Source organism: Croceicoccus pelagius (genome assembly GCF_001661915.1).
In the GTDB taxonomy this organism is placed as follows: Bacteria; Pseudomonadota; Alphaproteobacteria; order Sphingomonadales; family Sphingomonadaceae; genus Croceicoccus; species Croceicoccus pelagius.
This window is the reverse complement of the sequence record NZ_LYWY01000006.1, coordinates 68169-82583: the sequence shown is the minus strand read 5'-3', so window position 1 is coordinate 82583 and position 14415 is coordinate 68169. Positions and strand designations below refer to the sequence as shown.

The window sequence follows — 14415 nt, the reverse complement described above, 5'->3', positions numbered from 1 at the left end:
CGTCAGGCAGCCAGCTTGATCTCCAGCCGTTCCCAGATCTCGAGAAGGGCGGTGACGAGTTCGGACATCATCTCGCGCGTATGCGCCGGGCCCGGCGTGAAGCGCAGGCGTTCGGTGCCGCGCGGCACGGTGGGGAAATTGATCGGCTGCACATAGACGCCGTATTCGGCAAGCAGGATGTCGCTGATCTTCTTCGCACGCACCGGATCGCCCACCATCAGCGGAACGATGTGCGTGGTCGAATCCATGACCGGAAGACCCGCATCGCGCATCGCCTGCTTCAGGAACGCGGCAGAGGCCTGCTGGCCTTCACGTTCGACGCTGCTGGACTTCAGGTGCTTCACGCTGGCGAGAACGCCCGCGACGAGGACCGGCGAAAGCGAGGTCGTGAAGATGAAGCCCGGCGCGTAGGAGCGCACGCAGTCGATGATCTTCTGGTCGGCCGCGATATAGCCGCCCATGACGCCGAAAGCCTTGCCCAGCGTGCCTTCGATGATGTCGATGCGGTCGGCGGCCTTGTCGCGTTCCGAAATGCCGCCGCCGCGTTCGCCGTACATGCCCACGGCATGGACTTCGTCGATGTAGGTCAGCGCGTTGTATTTGTCGGCAAGGTCGCAGATCGCGTGGATCGGGGCGACGTCGCCGTCCATCGAATAGACGCTCTCGAACGCGATCAGCTTGGGCACGTCCGAGTTTTCGGCGGCCAGTAGTTCTTCCAGATGTTCAAGGTCGTTGTGGCGCCACACCCGCTTTTCGCAGCCCGAATTGCGGATGCCCGCGATCATCGAGGCGTGGTTCAGCTCGTCCGAAAAGATCACGCAGCCCGGCAGCAGTTTGCCCAGCGTCGTCAGCGTCGTGTCGTTCGAGACATAGCCCGAGGTGAAAAGCAGCGCGCCTTCCTTGCCGTGAAGGTCGGCCAGCTCGTGCTCAAGCTCGATGTGGTAGTGCGTGTTGCCGCCGATGTTGCGAGTGCCGCCCGATCCTGCACCCACGTCGTGCAGGGCGTTTTCCATCGCCTCGATCACCTTGGGGTGCTGGCCCATGGCGAGATAGTCGTTGGAGCACCACACGGTGATCGGCTTCGGGCCGTTGTGGCCGGCAAAGCAGCGGGCGTTGGGGTACGCGCCCTTGTTGCGCAGGATGTCGATGAAGACGCGGTAGCGGCCTTCCGTATGCAGCCGTTCGATAGCCTGATCGAAAACCTGGTCGTAATTCACTGTCGCGCTTCCGTTATCCTGCGAATGGTCAGCGGCGCAGCGGTGCTTGATACGGCCAATGACCGTCAGCCCGTTCCGTCCATCGCGCCCATAGTCCATCGTGCCTCTCCTTGCAAAAACTTTGGCCGATCCGTGCCAAAGTCGTCGCCCGCGTGTGACCAGATTCGGCAAAACGGTTGGGCCGGAAACAGGTTGGCCGCCATCCGGGGCCCCCTCGGCACGGATGACGACCGCGCACCGCTATGATCGAAAGCAGGCTAGGCCGTCCTTGCGTCAGGTCAAATTGGTCCAAAGCACTACGCAAAAAGCCTAAAGGATCTCGATATCCTCGATCCCGCGCTGCGCTAAAGCGTTTTTCAGACCGGCAAGATCCGGTTCGTCCCGCGTGAAAACGGCGCGGTCGGGGCGGCTGCGGGCAAAGGGCTGGCCGTCGGTCAGTGCAGCGATGCGCCGCGCGATTCCCGCCGCGCCGTCGATCAGGCGGACATCGGGGCCGAAAGCCTGCTGCAATTCGTCCGACAGCAGGGGGAAGTGCGTGCAGGCCAGCACCAGAACGTCGATCCGGTTGCCGCTGGCCATCATGGTCAGACGGCTCGCGGCCTGTTCGATACTGGCGGGATCGACGCGTTCGCCGCGCAGCTTCGCCTCTGCCGCTGCGACAAGATCGGGCGCGGCCAGGCGCAGCAGGTTCTTGCCCTGGGCGAACTCCGCCTCAAGATTGTCAACGTATTCCTGTCGGATCGTCGCCTCTGTCCCGATCAGTCCTATTGTCCCGGTTTGCGTGATCTCGGCCGCTGGCTTGATCGCGGGGACGGTGCCGACGATCGGGATGTGCAATACCTCTCGCACCATGCCCAGCGCGATGGTGCTTGCCGTATTGCAGGCGATGCAGGCAAGGCGCGGGCGATAGCGTTCGGCCATCCGGCCCAGCAGCCCCGCGACGCGGGCGGCGATTTCCGCCTCGCTCTTGCTGCCATAGGGAAGGCCGGCGTTGTCGGCGGCATAGATGATCGGTGCATCGGGCAGTGTGCTGCGAACCGCGTCCAGAACCGAAAGCCCTCCGACCCCTGAATCGAAAATCAGCAGGGGGGCATCGGGTTCGGGCGCTTGCGTTTCGCGTTCCATCTGGCGAAAGGCCATGCGCGATGGCGCGCCGACTTGGCAAGCCGTTCCAGCGTCTTGTGCCCGAAACAGACGGGCGCTAGCGTCCCCACGACTTATGCAACCGGCCCGCGTGCCGGCAGAGAGGAAAGTCCTGCAAGTGTCTGCAACCGCGCTGATTTCGGCCCTTATCCTGGGCTATGTGCTCGGCTCGATTCCGTTTGGCGTGATCCTTGTCCGCATGGCGGGCGCGGGCGACCTGCACCAGATCGGTTCGGGCGGCACGGGCGCGACGAATGTCCTGCGCACCGGGCGCAAGGGGCTGGCCGCGGCGACTTTGCTGCTGGACCTTCTGAAGGGCGTTCTTGTCGTTTTCCTCGCCCGCTCGTTCTGGCCCGGTCTTGAGGCGATTGCCGGCGTCGCGGCCATCGTCGGGCACTGTTACCCGATCTGGCTGCGCTTCAAGGGCGGCAAGGGCGTGGCGACCCTGATGGGTGTGGCGCTGGGGCTGGCTTGGCCGATCGGCGCGGTTTTCGCGGTCGTCTGGATCGGAGTGCTGGCGATCACGCGTATTTCCTCTGTCGGCGGCATGAGCGCGGCGATTGCAGCTCCCATCGCGGCGCAGATTCTCGGTTATCAGATCTACGCGCCTGCGCTGGCCGCGATGGCGGTCGTGGTCCTGTGGCGGCACCGCGACAATATCCGCAGGCTTTTCGCCGGGAAGGAACCGCGCATCGGCAGAAAGAAGGGCTGACCCCGCCTCCATGAGCCTGACGCAGGAAGAGGCTTTCGCCCGCATCCGCCTGTTGCGTTCGCCCAACGTGGGGCCCGTGACATTCCGCCAGTTGCTGCAGCGCTTCGGCAATGCCGTCGCGGCGCTCGAGGCTCTGCCCGAAATGGCTGCGCGCGGAGGACGGCGAATGACGGTCGCGCATCCCGATGCCATCCGCGAAGAGATCGCGGCGGTCCGCGCAGGTGGGGCACGGTACCTGTTTCACGACGATCCGGCCTATCCGGCGCTGCTGTGCGAAACACCATCCGCGCCGCCGATCGTAACCTATCGCGGCGACGTCACGCTGTTGGCACAGCCTGCGGTGGCTATCGTCGGTGCGCGCAACGCCAGCGCAGCCGCGCTGAAACTGGCGCGTCAGTTCGGCGAGGGGCTAGCCGATGCGGGCAAGCTCGTCGTATCGGGCCTTGCACGCGGGATCGACGGAGCGGCGCACGAAGGCGCGCTTGCCACCGGCGCGACCGCAGCGGTGATCGCAGGCGGCATCGATGTCGTCTATCCCCCGCAGCACGCCGACTTGCAGGAGCGTATCGCGAACGAGGGCGTGTTGATTGCCGAACAGCCGCCCGGCATCGAACCGCAGGCGCGCCATTTTCCGAGCCGCAATCGCATCATCGCGGGACTGGCTGCCGGCACGCTCGTTATCGAGGCTGCACCCAAGTCGGGAAGTCTGATCACCGCGCGCCTTGCGGGCGAAGCGGGCCGCGAGGTCATGGCGATCCCCGGCAACCCGCTCGACGGGCGGGCGCGGGGTTGCAACCAGCTGATCCGGGAAGGGGCCATCCTTGTCCAGACGCCCGAAGACGTTATCGAATTGATTGAGGACTTCACCGGACAGCCACGCTCCACTTTTCGGGAAGAACGGCCCGAATTTGCGGACTTCGAACTGGCGGAAGCATCCGACGACAGCCCAGCCGAAATCGAAAGCCTGCTTTCCGCCGCCCCGGTTCCGGTCGACGACATTGTGCGGGCAAGCGGGGAGAGTCCGGCAGCGGTACAACTGGCGCTGCTCGAACTCGAACTGGCAGGCCGGCTTGCGCGCCATGCCGGCGGGCGAGTTTCTCTCAACACCTGAGCAATAAAGATAGCCGCATTTGTAAGGGGTTTTCCGGCGGCATTGATGGCATCTTTTCCCAAGGGCAGCAGGGGTCTTGCAGGTCTTCCGGCGCTGCTCACCAAGGCGATCCAGGGGGGATTTGATGAGTAAAGTTTCCGGAATGCTGATGGCCGTCGTGCTTTCGATCGGCTTCGTAACGCAGCCCGTTCACGCCAAGAACGACGAGCCGCTGTCGATCAAGGATCGCGGCGCGATGGAGGGGACAACCCAGGTGGCGGTCGCAGCCTTCAACGTCGGCTTCATTTTCGAATCGACCGACCAGACGAAGAAGACCGGCGGCCTGATGGGCGCGTTCGGCGGCGTTACCAAGGCAAAGAGCACGCTTGTCGGCGTCACGCCTGAAATGATGCAAACCGTCACCGATGCTGCCTACACCGATTTTCTGGCGAAGCTGGCGGCGCAAGGGATCGCTGTCGTTCCCGCAGAAACGCTTTTCGCGAACGAGGACATCCAAAAAGCTGCCGACGGTACAGGTCCGCTTGAAACCAAGATCCAGCTTGAGAAGAAAAGCAGCGGCGTCGCGACTTTCGTGAAGCCGAGCGCCCTGCCGCTCCAGATCACGCTTCAGGGTGATCTTGCCGAAAAGACCGGCGGTTTTGCGTCTTTCGGCAAGGGCTTTGCCGCTGGCGGGCGCCAGGCCGCGATATCGCGCTATGTGCACAATAGCGGCATCCCGCTCGTCAGTGTCGTCTATCTGATCGATTTCTCCGATCAGAAGCGCCCCGGCGCGTTCAGTTTTGGTGGTCTCAAGGTCAACGCGAATCTGTCGGTCGTTCCGGAATATTCGAAGATGACGATCGTTGGCGGCAACAAGACCGACGAACTCGTGCTGGAACAGCAGGTCTCGATTGATGGCGAGTTCATCGAACAGGCGAACGCGACCGGCGGTACGGAAAAGACCGCGCAGGCCGCTGCGAATATCGGTGGCGGGCTGGCTGCTGCGGCCGGTGTCGGGTTGCCGATGATCGGCAAGACCCGCAAATTCGAATTTGCTGCCAAGCCGGGGAACTACGAACAAGGTGCGGCCAAAGTCGCGACGCTTGCGAACGAGATCATCGTGGCGGGCGTGGCAACGCTTCGCTGATATTTCCAACGGTTCAAACAAGGCCCGGTCCGCGACCTTGCGGCCGGGTCTTGCTTTATCGGCTTGACCAACGCAGGTGGCGGTACCCAGATTCACACGCGTATACGCGTAGGGGCGTCCTGTCCCGCGCCCGGGAATATTAAATGCAGCTTGTTATCGTCGAGTCGCCTGCCAAGGCGAAGACAATCGAGAAATACCTCGGCTCGGACTACAAGGTCCTTGCCAGCTACGGCCACGTCCGCGACCTGCCGCCCAAGGATGGCTCGGTCCGCCCGGACGAAGGTTTCGCCATGGACTGGGAGCTTTACAGCGACAAGCAGAAGCAGGTCCGCGCGATCGCCGATGCCGCCAAGCAGGCCGACCGCCTGATCCTCGCAACCGACCCTGACCGCGAGGGAGAGGCGATTTCGTGGCACGTCCAGGAATTGCTGGCCAAGCGCAAGGCGCTGCCCAAGGAGGTCGAGCGCGTCACGTTCAACGCGATCACCAAGCAGGCCGTCACCGATGCGATGGCCGCCCCGCGCGAGTTGGACCGCGATCTGATCGACGCCTATCTCGCCCGCCGCGCGCTGGACTACCTGTTCGGCTTTACGCTTTCGCCGGTCCTGTGGCGCAAGCTGCCGGGCGCAAAGTCCGCTGGCCGCGTGCAGTCGGTAGCGCTGCGCCTGATTGTCGAGCGTGAGCGCGAGATCGAGGCGTTCAAGCCGCAGGAATACTGGAACGTGCTTGCCAAGCTTGAGCATGACGGCACCGCCTTCGACGCGCGTCTCGTCAAGTTTGAGGGCGAGAAGCTCGACCGGCTGAGCATCGGCGACGAAGGCACCGCGATGCGGGCGAAGAAGGCGGTCGAGGACGGCCTCTTCACCGTCGAGAACGTTGAGACGAAACCGCAGCGCCGCAATCCGGCCCCGCCGTTCACGACTTCGACGTTGCAGCAGGAAGCGGCGCGCAAGCTTGGCTATTCGGCCAGCCACACGATGCGTCTCGCGCAGGGCCTGTATGAGCAAGGTGCGATCACCTACATGCGTACCGACGGTGTCCAGATGGACCCGAGCGCGATCAGCGCGGCGCGCAAGGCGATCTCGGACCGGTTCAGCGGGCACTACCTTCCCGAAAAGGCGCGCCACTATCAGACCAAGGCCAAGAACGCACAGGAAGCGCACGAGGCTATCCGCCCGACCGACTTTTCGCGCAATCGTGCAGGGCAGGGCGATGCGGCCAAGCTCTATGACCTCATCTACAAGCGTGCGATGGCCAGCCAGATGGCGTCGGCTGCGCTGGAGCGTACGACCGTCACGATGCGTGACGGCACTGGCAGCAACGAACTGCGCGCCACCGGACAGGTCGTGAAGTTCCCCGGGTTCCTCGCCGTTTACGAGGAAGGTCTCGACCAGAAAGGCGAGGACGATGACGAAGGCCTGCTGCCGTTCCTGAAGGCGGGTGATCGCCCCGCCAAGAAGGGCGTCGAAGCGACCCAGCACTTCACTCAGCCGCCGCCGCGTTTTTCCGAGGCCAGCCTCGTCAAGCGGATGGAAGAACTGGGCATCGGGCGCCCCTCGACTTATGCTTCGGTTATTCAGGTCCTGAAGGATCGCAACTACGTCCGCACCGAGAAAAACCGTTTCTTCGCAGAGGATTCTGGCCGGCTTCTGACTTCGTTTCTCGAACGCTTTTTCGAGCGGTATGTCGCTTACGACTTCACCGCCGGTATGGAAGAGGAACTGGACGACGTTTCGGGCGGGCGTGCCGATTGGCAGGCCGTGCTCGACGCCTTCTGGCGGGACTTCAAGCCCAAGTCCGACGAGGTCATGGAGCATAAGCCATCCGAAGTGATGGAGCAGCTCGACACCTTCCTTTCGGACTATCTCTTTCCGCCCAAGGAAGACGGCACCGACCCGCGCGCCTGCCCGCTTTGCGGAGACGGCAAGCTGTCGCTGCGCGGCAGCCGCAACGGTCCGTTCATAGGCTGTTCGAACTACCCCGAGTGCAAGTACACGCGCGGTTTCGGCCAGCCCGGTGCCGACGGTGAAGAAGGCGGCGACGGCGTTGTCGGCCAGCACCCGGAAACGGGCGAGGACATCGTTCGCAAGACGGGCCGGTTCGGCCCATACATCCAGATGGGTGAGGGCAAGGAAGCGGCTCGTGCCTCGATCCCGAAGGACATTCCCGAACTCGATCTCGAATGGGCGGTAAAGCTCATCTCGCTGCCGCGCATCGTGGGTGAGCATCCCGAGACCGGCCAGGAGATCGAGGCGAACATCGGGCGCTATGGCCCCTACCTTCGCCACGACGGCAAGTATGCGAAACTGACCAGCACCGCCGACGTGTTCGACACCGGTATGAACGCGGCCGTGATCTTGCTGGCCGAAGCGCAGAACCGCGGTGGGCGCGGCGCTCGTGCCAAGGCCGAACCGCTGAAGACTTTCGGCGCGCACCCCGAAAGCGGCGGCGAGATCAAGCTGCTGGCGGGGCGCTATGGTCCTTACGTCACCGACGGCACCACCAACGCCACTATCCCGCGCGACATGAAGCCCGAAGACGTGACCGAGGAGGACGCGGTCCGCCTGATCACCGAACGTGCAGCAAAGGGCGGGGCGAAAAAGAAAAAGAAGAAGGCCGCCAAGAAGAAGGCGCCCGCGAAAAAGAAGGCTGCGGCCAAGAAGAAGGCTCCGGCCAAGGACGCGGACTGATACCTTGATAGCGCCCGGGACACCTTTGGTTTCTCGGGCGTTGTCGGGTCATGCTGCGAATGCGAAGTGATGTGAAGGACGCTGGTGCCGCGGGGCCGGCAGGCGATAGTTCGGCGGCGGACGCGGGCTATCCGGGCCTTCCCATGCCGCGCCGCTTCTATGCGATCGCGGCCATTTCCTTCGGTCTTGCGCTGCTCGTAATCGACGGACAGATCGCTAATGTCGCGCTTCCGACGCTTTCGCGCGAACTGGGCGTGGGCGAAGGCGCGATCACCAGCGTTGTGACGATCTACCAGCTTGTTATGGTCATGGGCCTTTTGCCTCTGGCCAGCCTTGGGGACAGGATCGGGCATCGCAAGCTCTACCAGATCGGTCAGCTCGTCTTCTGCATCGCCTCGGCGCTCTGCTTTTTCGTCGACAGCTTCTCGATGCTGTTGGTCCTGCGTGCGGGGCAGGCAATCGGCGCATCCATGGCGATGGCGGTAAACGTCGCGCTCGTGCGGGCGATCTATCCGGAAAAGTCGCTTGGCGCGGGGCTGGGTTTCAATTCGATCATTATCGCGTCCTCGGCTGCGCTGGCACCGACGCTGGGCGGCTATATCGTCGCGCATTTTCCGTGGCAGGCCGTGTTTTTCGTCGCTGCGCCTTTGGCGGTGATCTCGCTCCTCCTCGGCCGCGCCTTGCCCGATCCACAGCCGCGTCCCGGCAAGACCGACTGGACAGGCGGGATCTGGAGCGCGGTAACGATGGCGCTGCTGATCGGCGGCCTGCAACTTGCGAGCCACGAAAACACCCGCTGGCTCGGCATCGCGAGTGTTGTGGCAGGTGTCGCCTCGACATGGTTCCTCGTGAAGCGCGAGAGCACGAGAGACCGGCCCATCGTGCCCGTCGACCTTTTAAAGATGCCGGTCATCGGCCTGTCCGCGCTGGCCGCAGTCGCGGTGTTCCTGTCGGCAGGCGCATTGATGATTACGCTACCTTTCCGGCTGGAGCAGGGCATGGGCTACTCGCCCGATCAGGTCGGACTGCTGCTGCTGCCGTTCCCGCTGACGATGCTGTTCGTTTCGCCCACGGCGGGCTGGCTTTCTGACCGCGTCGCGGCGAGCAAACTGGGCGTTCCTGGTCTAATCGTCGCGATCATCGGCCTTGTCCTGCTGGCGATGTTGCCCGACGATGCGGGCGGGCTCGACGTTGCGTGGAGACTGTCCATCACGGCTGCGGGATTTGGCTTCTTCCTCGCGCCCAATTCGCGGCTCGCGATCGGCAATGCGCCGATGCACCGGTCGGCGGCTGCGGGCGGCGTGCTTTCTACCTCGCGCCTGCTGGGTCAGGCGACGGCGGCGGCGGTCGTCGGTTTGCTGCTGGGGCTCGGCCTCGGGCTTGGTCCGGTGCCGTTCTATGTGTCGATCGGTTTTGCGGTTCTTGCCGCCGCTTGCACGATGTTCCGGTTCAATACCGTGACTGCGGCCCAGGCGCGGCAAAGCGAGGCGAGCGCTGCCCTTTAGCCTTCCGCGAAGGCGCGAGCCTTGTCGCTACGCTCACGCGCTGCTTCGGTCAGGTGGCCAATCACCGACGCGATGAAGGTGCGTTCTTCGGCGATATCGGCAAAGGCACTGCGCGGTAGCGTGAACTGGTGCAGGTCGACGGCGAAAAGCCAGTGCGTCGGTATCTCGATCACCTCGCCGACCGCGTTCCATGCGATCGCATAAGTCACGCGGTCGTGCGAAATCACGAATGCGTCGTTCGTCACCGTAAAACGTCCAGTGATTTCTTCAGGCATCCCGCGATCGCGCATCCCGGCAAGGAACTTGCGCCGGTGCCTGTGCATGGCCAGTCGCGCCCCTATATCGCGGCCCCACAGGGCCAGCACGACGGCAACCGCGGCATTAACCGGTACTTCGAGCACACCGGCTGCCGGCGAACCGCTCATCCATAGCAGGTAGGTCACAAATGGCGAGAACAGCGCCGCTACAGCGATGCCCAGCAGTGCGCCGAGCAGCGAATAGTAGAATACGAAGCCGGAGCCACCGATGACGTGATCGATACCTTGGGAAGCCGCGTCGAGCGTTTCATCTGCTGTCAGCGAAGCTTCGACGGTCTCGGTCATTTTACCCAGTCCAGCCCCAGTACTTCGTAGAACTCCCGGTTCTCGGCCCAGTTCTCCTCGACCTTCACATGAAGGAAGAGGTGGACCTTCTGATCCAGCAGATCGCTCAATTCCTTACGTGCAGCCTCACCGATGGCCTTGATGCGCGATCCGCCCTTGCCGAGCACAATGGCCTTTTGCGTATCGCGCCCGACGACGATCTGCTGGCGGATCTCGACCGAGCCGTCCTCGTTCTGACGATAGGCCTCGGGCCGGACCGCACTGTCATAGGGCAGTTCGTCGCGAAGCTGGCGGTAGAGCTGTTCGCGGGTGATTTCGGCGGCCAGAAGGCGTTCCGAGGCGTCGGAGACCTGGTCCTCGGGATAGAGCCACGGGCCTTCGGGCATCATCTCGGCAAGGCGCGCTTTCAGTTCGGGCACACCGTCGCCGGTCATCGCCGATACGAAGAACACCTCGTCGAAAGCGGCCTTGTCGCTCAAATCCTGCGCGAGCAACAGGAGCGCGTCCTTCTTCGAAATGTCGACCTTGTTAAGGACGAGCAGCTTGCGCTCCTTGCGCGAAGCCAGCGTTTGCAGCAGCGGTTCAAGCTCGTGCCGGCGCAGTTTCACACTGTCGACGACAAGCATGATCGCATCGGCCGCCTCTGCACCTTCCCATGCAGCAGAGACCATCGCACGGTCGAGCCGGCGGCGCGGCGCAAAGATGCCGGGCGTGTCGGCGAGCACGATCTGCGTTGACCCCAGCAGAGCGATCCCCAGAAGGCGCGCGCGGGTCGTCTGCGCCTTGGGACTGGTGATCGCCACCTTCTGCCCGACGAGCGCGTTGACGAGGGTCGATTTGCCCGCGTTGGGGGCACCGATGACGGCGACGACGCCGCAATTTGTCTGTTCTTCAGCCATGTTGGTCCAGAAATGCCGTTGCGGCCGCGGTTTCGGCCTGTTGCTTGGAATCGCCTTCGCCGGTCGCTTCGCCGACGCCCCTGACGCTTACCCTGACGGTAAAGCGCGAGGCATGGTCGGGGCCCGAACGGTCGAGCAGTTCGTATTCGGGCGGCTTGCGGCGGTTGCCGGCGGCCCACTCCTGCAAGGCGGACTTGGGGTGTTTCTTGCGTCCGGCACGGCCTTCGACCGCATCGCCGAACCACTTGCGCACAAGCGCGCGAGCGACTTCGAAGCCGTGATCGACCTGACAGGCGCCGATCAGCGATTCGATGATGTCGCCAAGGATGTTGTCGCTATCCAGCCCGCCATCGGCGCGGGCCTGCTTACCCAGGCGCATATGGGCCGACAGGTCGATCTCGCGCGCGACACGGGCGCAGGACTGGCGGCTGACGAGGGCGTTGAGGCGCTGCGACAACTTGCCTTCGGTATCCCCGCCCTTTTCGTAGAGCCATTCGGCGATCGAGAGACCGAGCACGCGGTCGCCGAGAAATTCGAGCCGTTGGTAGTCGAAATCCTCGCCCGTGCTGCCGTGGGTCAGCGCGGCGGTCCACAAATGCTCGTCCCTTACTGGATGCCCGGTTTGAGCCGCGATCCAGTCCTTTGTTTCGGGGGATAGGGTCATGATCGGATCAGAAGGTAGTGCCGAGCCGGTCCCAGCGCGCGGCAGTGAACCAGGTCCAGGGAAGCAGCCACTGCGCCGAACCGTCGGTCGACCACATCATGATTTCGGCCCGCCCAACGAGGTTTTCCATCGGCACCATGCCGACACCGCCACCGACTTCGGCCGCAAAGCGGCTGTCTTCGGAATTGTCGCGGTTGTCGCCCATCATGAAGACATGACCTGTCGGAACGGTGAACACTCGGGTGTTGTCTTGCGGCGTGATCGCGATGTCGAGCACTTCGTAGCTGCGGCCTTCTGGCAGAGTCTCGATATAGCGGGGATAGCGGCAGAAGCCCTGACCGGCCTCGTCCATTTCCTCGAAATCGGTGCGGGCGCAGGGCGAAGGACGCCCATCGAGCGCGGCAGCGTCGATCATGTTCTGCGTGATCGGCAGCATGAAGTCGTTGATCTTGCGCTTCTTCACTTCGTCGCCGTTGATATAAAGTGTGCCGTCGCGCATCTGGATCTGGTCACCGGGCAGGCCGATGACGCGCTTGATATAGTCCAGTTCTGCCGTAGGCGGCGCCTTGAATACGGCGATGTCGCCACGTTCAGGATCGGACGCAAGGATACGGCCCGGGATCAGCGGCAGGTTGAAGGGCAGCGAATAGCGAGTGTAGCCGTAGGGCCACTTCGCAGCGAGCAGGTAGTCACCGATGAGGAGGCGCGGCAGCATCGATTCCGACGGAATCGAGAAGGGCGAAAATATGAAGCTACGGAAGATGAAGACGACGACCGCCAGCTTCACGAGGAAGACGACAAAGCTGTCTTCTTTCTTTTCCTTTTTCGCGGGAGCGGCGCCTGAATCTGCGGCGTCCACGTCTTTCCCTTTGCCGAATTTCAATCGCATTCGAGGTGTTTCATCCATGCCCACTGGTAAGCCTGCGCGGCATAGGGCAGTAACCCGGTGTTGCAAAGCAAAACGAAGGACCGATCCGCCCGATGACCGATACCGCCGCCTGCTGGACTGCCCTTGAAAACACGCCGACCGCGACGCTGAAAGAGCTGTTCGCTGCCGATGCAGACCGGGTGGGGACTTATTCGGCGACGCTGACCGTAGAGGAATCGGAAGTCTATTTCGACTGGTCCAAGACGCATCTGTCCGCCGATCTGGTCGCAAGGTTCGAGGCTCTGGCCGAAGCCGCCGGTTTCGACGCCGCGCGCGAAACGATGCTGGGCGGCGGCATGGCCAACCCGACCGAGGGGCGCGCAGCCGAACATACCGCCCAGCGCGGGATCGGCGCTGACGAGAGCGTGGCCGAGGCAGACGCCTTCCACATGCGGATGCGCGGGTTGGTCGAGGCGATACATGACGGCGTGTTCGGACCCGTAAAGCACCTGATCCATATCGGCATCGGCGGTTCGGCACTGGGGCCGGCTCTCGCCATCGACGCGCTCGCCCGTCCGACGGCGGAGTGGCGCGCGCCGGTCGATGTCCATGTCGTCTCCAACATCGACGGCAATGCGCTGGAAGCGGCTTTCGAGGTCTGCGATCCGGCGACGACGATGATCGCGGTTGCATCCAAGACTTTCACCACGATCGAGACGATGACCAACGCGGCCAGCGCGATCCAGTGGCTGGAGGAATCGGGCGTGCCCGATCCCTACGGCAAGGTCGTCGCCCTGACCGCCAGCCCGGACAAGGCAGTCGAGTGGGGTGTCGATGAAACCCGCGTTCTGCCGTTTTCCGAAAGCGTCGGCGGGCGCTATTCGCTCTGGTCCTCGATCGGCTTTCCGGTTGCCATCGCGCTCGGCTGGGACGGTTTTGCCGAGTTTCTCGAAGGCGCTGCTGCTGTTGACCGGCATTTCGCCGATACCGACGGTTTTGCGAACCTGCCGTTGCGTGCTGCTTTCGTCGACCTCATGTATGTCCAGCTTCGCGGCTGCCAGACGCGCGCGGTATTTGCCTATGACGAGCGGCTGGCCCTGTTCCCTGATTATCTTCAGCAGCTGGAGATGGAATCGAACGGCAAGTCTGTCCTTGCCGACGGATCGCCACTGGGCCGGCAGAGCGCGCCGATCACCTGGGGCGGGGTAGGCACCGATGCACAGCACGCGGTGTTCCAGCTGCTGCATCAGGGCACGGTAGAAGTGCCGGTGGACTTTATCGCGGTGAAGCAGCCGGGGCACGATCTCGACCCCGAGCACCACGCGATCCTGCTGACCAACTGTTTCGCACAAGGCGCGGCGCTGATGGCGGGCAAGGAGAGCGATGACGGGGCGCGGGCCTATCCGGGAAACCGCCCCTCGACAACGATCCTGTGCGACAAGATGGACCCGGCAACGCTCGGCGCGCTGATCGCGTTTCACGAACATCGCACCTTCGCAAACGCGGTCCTGCTCGGCATCAACCCGTTCGACCAGTTCGGGGTGGAACTTGGCAAGCAGATCGCCAACCAGATCGCGGCTGGCGGGGGCGAGGGCTTCGATCCCAGCACAGAAGCACTGCTGGCGGCTGCGGGCCTGAAGGACTGAGGCGCCCAACACTCCCGCAGCCAGCGCCCCTTACGCCACCAGTGTCGGAAGGCCGCACTTCATCGCGTTGACCCGCGTGTCGGCAATGCCGAGGCGCACACCCATCGTGCGGGTCGCGGTGTCGACCACGCTGTCGAGCGTCGGTGCGGCTGATAGCAGCGCGGTCGAGATCTGGCCCTTGATGACTTCGGTGGGCCGTCTCTACCACCATCGATACCTGTTCGCGTTAACG

The 14415-nt window shown here is 63.5% G+C and carries 12 protein-coding genes; 6 read left to right on the top strand and 6 right to left on the bottom strand.

All coding sequences use genetic code 11. The annotated features are described in order from the left end of the window. Positions 1 to 2: 2 nt before the first annotated feature. Entirely contained in the window at positions 3 to 1217 is a 1215-nt protein-coding gene (gene hemA, locus A9D15_RS00690) for a 5-aminolevulinate synthase (RefSeq protein ID WP_066761217.1), read from the bottom strand. A 309-nt stretch (positions 1218 to 1526) separates the two neighbouring features. After that, positions 1527 to 2357 (bottom strand): glutamate racemase, encoded by an 831-nt coding sequence (gene murI / locus A9D15_RS00685; RefSeq protein WP_066760797.1) that lies wholly within the window; start codon positions 2355 to 2357, stop codon positions 1527 to 1529. 121 nt (positions 2358 to 2478) lie between these two features. Between murI and plsY the strand changes: the two genes are divergently transcribed. The 5 genes from plsY (at position 2479) to A9D15_RS00660 (ending at position 9504) form a co-directional block, all read left to right on the top strand. Next, entirely contained in the window at positions 2479 to 3072 is a 594-nt protein-coding gene (plsY, locus tag A9D15_RS00680) for a glycerol-3-phosphate 1-O-acyltransferase PlsY (RefSeq protein ID WP_229660347.1), read from the top strand. A 10-nt stretch (positions 3073 to 3082) separates the two neighbouring features. Beyond that, a complete protein-coding gene (dprA, locus tag A9D15_RS00675; RefSeq protein ID WP_066760791.1) occupies positions 3083 to 4183 on the top strand; it encodes a DNA-processing protein DprA in 1101 nt (366 codons plus the stop codon). Positions 4184 to 4307: 124 nt separating this feature from the next. Then, complete coding sequence (locus tag A9D15_RS00670) at positions 4308 to 5309, top strand: hypothetical protein (protein WP_229660346.1); 1002 nt, start codon at positions 4308 to 4310, stop codon at positions 5307 to 5309. 143 nt (positions 5310 to 5452) lie between these two features. Further along, positions 5453 to 7999 carry a type I DNA topoisomerase gene (gene topA / locus A9D15_RS00665; RefSeq protein ID WP_066760790.1) on the top strand — a complete coding sequence of 849 codons (2547 nt, stop codon included), beginning with the start codon at positions 5453 to 5455 and terminating at the stop codon, positions 7997 to 7999. 71 nt (positions 8000 to 8070) lie between these two features. Next, positions 8071 to 9504 (top strand): MFS transporter, encoded by a 1434-nt coding sequence (locus tag A9D15_RS00660; RefSeq protein WP_229660345.1) that lies wholly within the window; start codon positions 8071 to 8073, stop codon positions 9502 to 9504. Here A9D15_RS00660 and A9D15_RS00655 read toward each other — a convergent pair. The 4 genes from A9D15_RS00655 to lepB are packed head-to-tail and all read right to left on the bottom strand — an operon-like array spanning position 9501 to position 12558. Beyond that, on the bottom strand, positions 9501 to 10106 hold the full coding sequence (locus A9D15_RS00655; RefSeq protein WP_066760789.1) for a YcxB family protein: 606 nt from the start codon (positions 10104 to 10106) through the stop codon (positions 9501 to 9503). The genes A9D15_RS00660 and A9D15_RS00655 overlap by 4 nt on opposite strands. Further along, positions 10103 to 11005 carry a GTPase Era gene (gene era, locus A9D15_RS00650; RefSeq protein WP_066760788.1) on the bottom strand — a complete coding sequence of 301 codons (903 nt, stop codon included), beginning with the start codon at positions 11003 to 11005 and terminating at the stop codon, positions 10103 to 10105. Before era ends, A9D15_RS00655 begins: the two co-directional genes overlap by 4 nt. After that, positions 10998 to 11669 (bottom strand): ribonuclease III, encoded by a 672-nt coding sequence (gene rnc / locus A9D15_RS00645; protein WP_066760787.1) that lies wholly within the window; start codon positions 11667 to 11669, stop codon positions 10998 to 11000. The genes era and rnc overlap by 8 nt, the downstream gene beginning before the upstream one ends. A 7-nt stretch (positions 11670 to 11676) precedes the next feature. Then, a complete protein-coding gene (lepB, locus tag A9D15_RS00640) occupies positions 11677 to 12558 on the bottom strand; it encodes a signal peptidase I (RefSeq protein ID WP_066760786.1) in 882 nt (293 codons plus the stop codon). Positions 12559 to 12650: 92 nt separating this feature from the next. Between lepB and pgi the strand changes: the two genes are divergently transcribed. After that, positions 12651 to 14183: a glucose-6-phosphate isomerase gene (gene pgi / locus A9D15_RS00635; RefSeq protein ID WP_066760784.1), complete on the top strand. Its 1533-nt coding sequence runs from the start codon at positions 12651 to 12653 to the stop codon at positions 14181 to 14183. Positions 14184 to 14415: the final 232 nt, after the last annotated feature.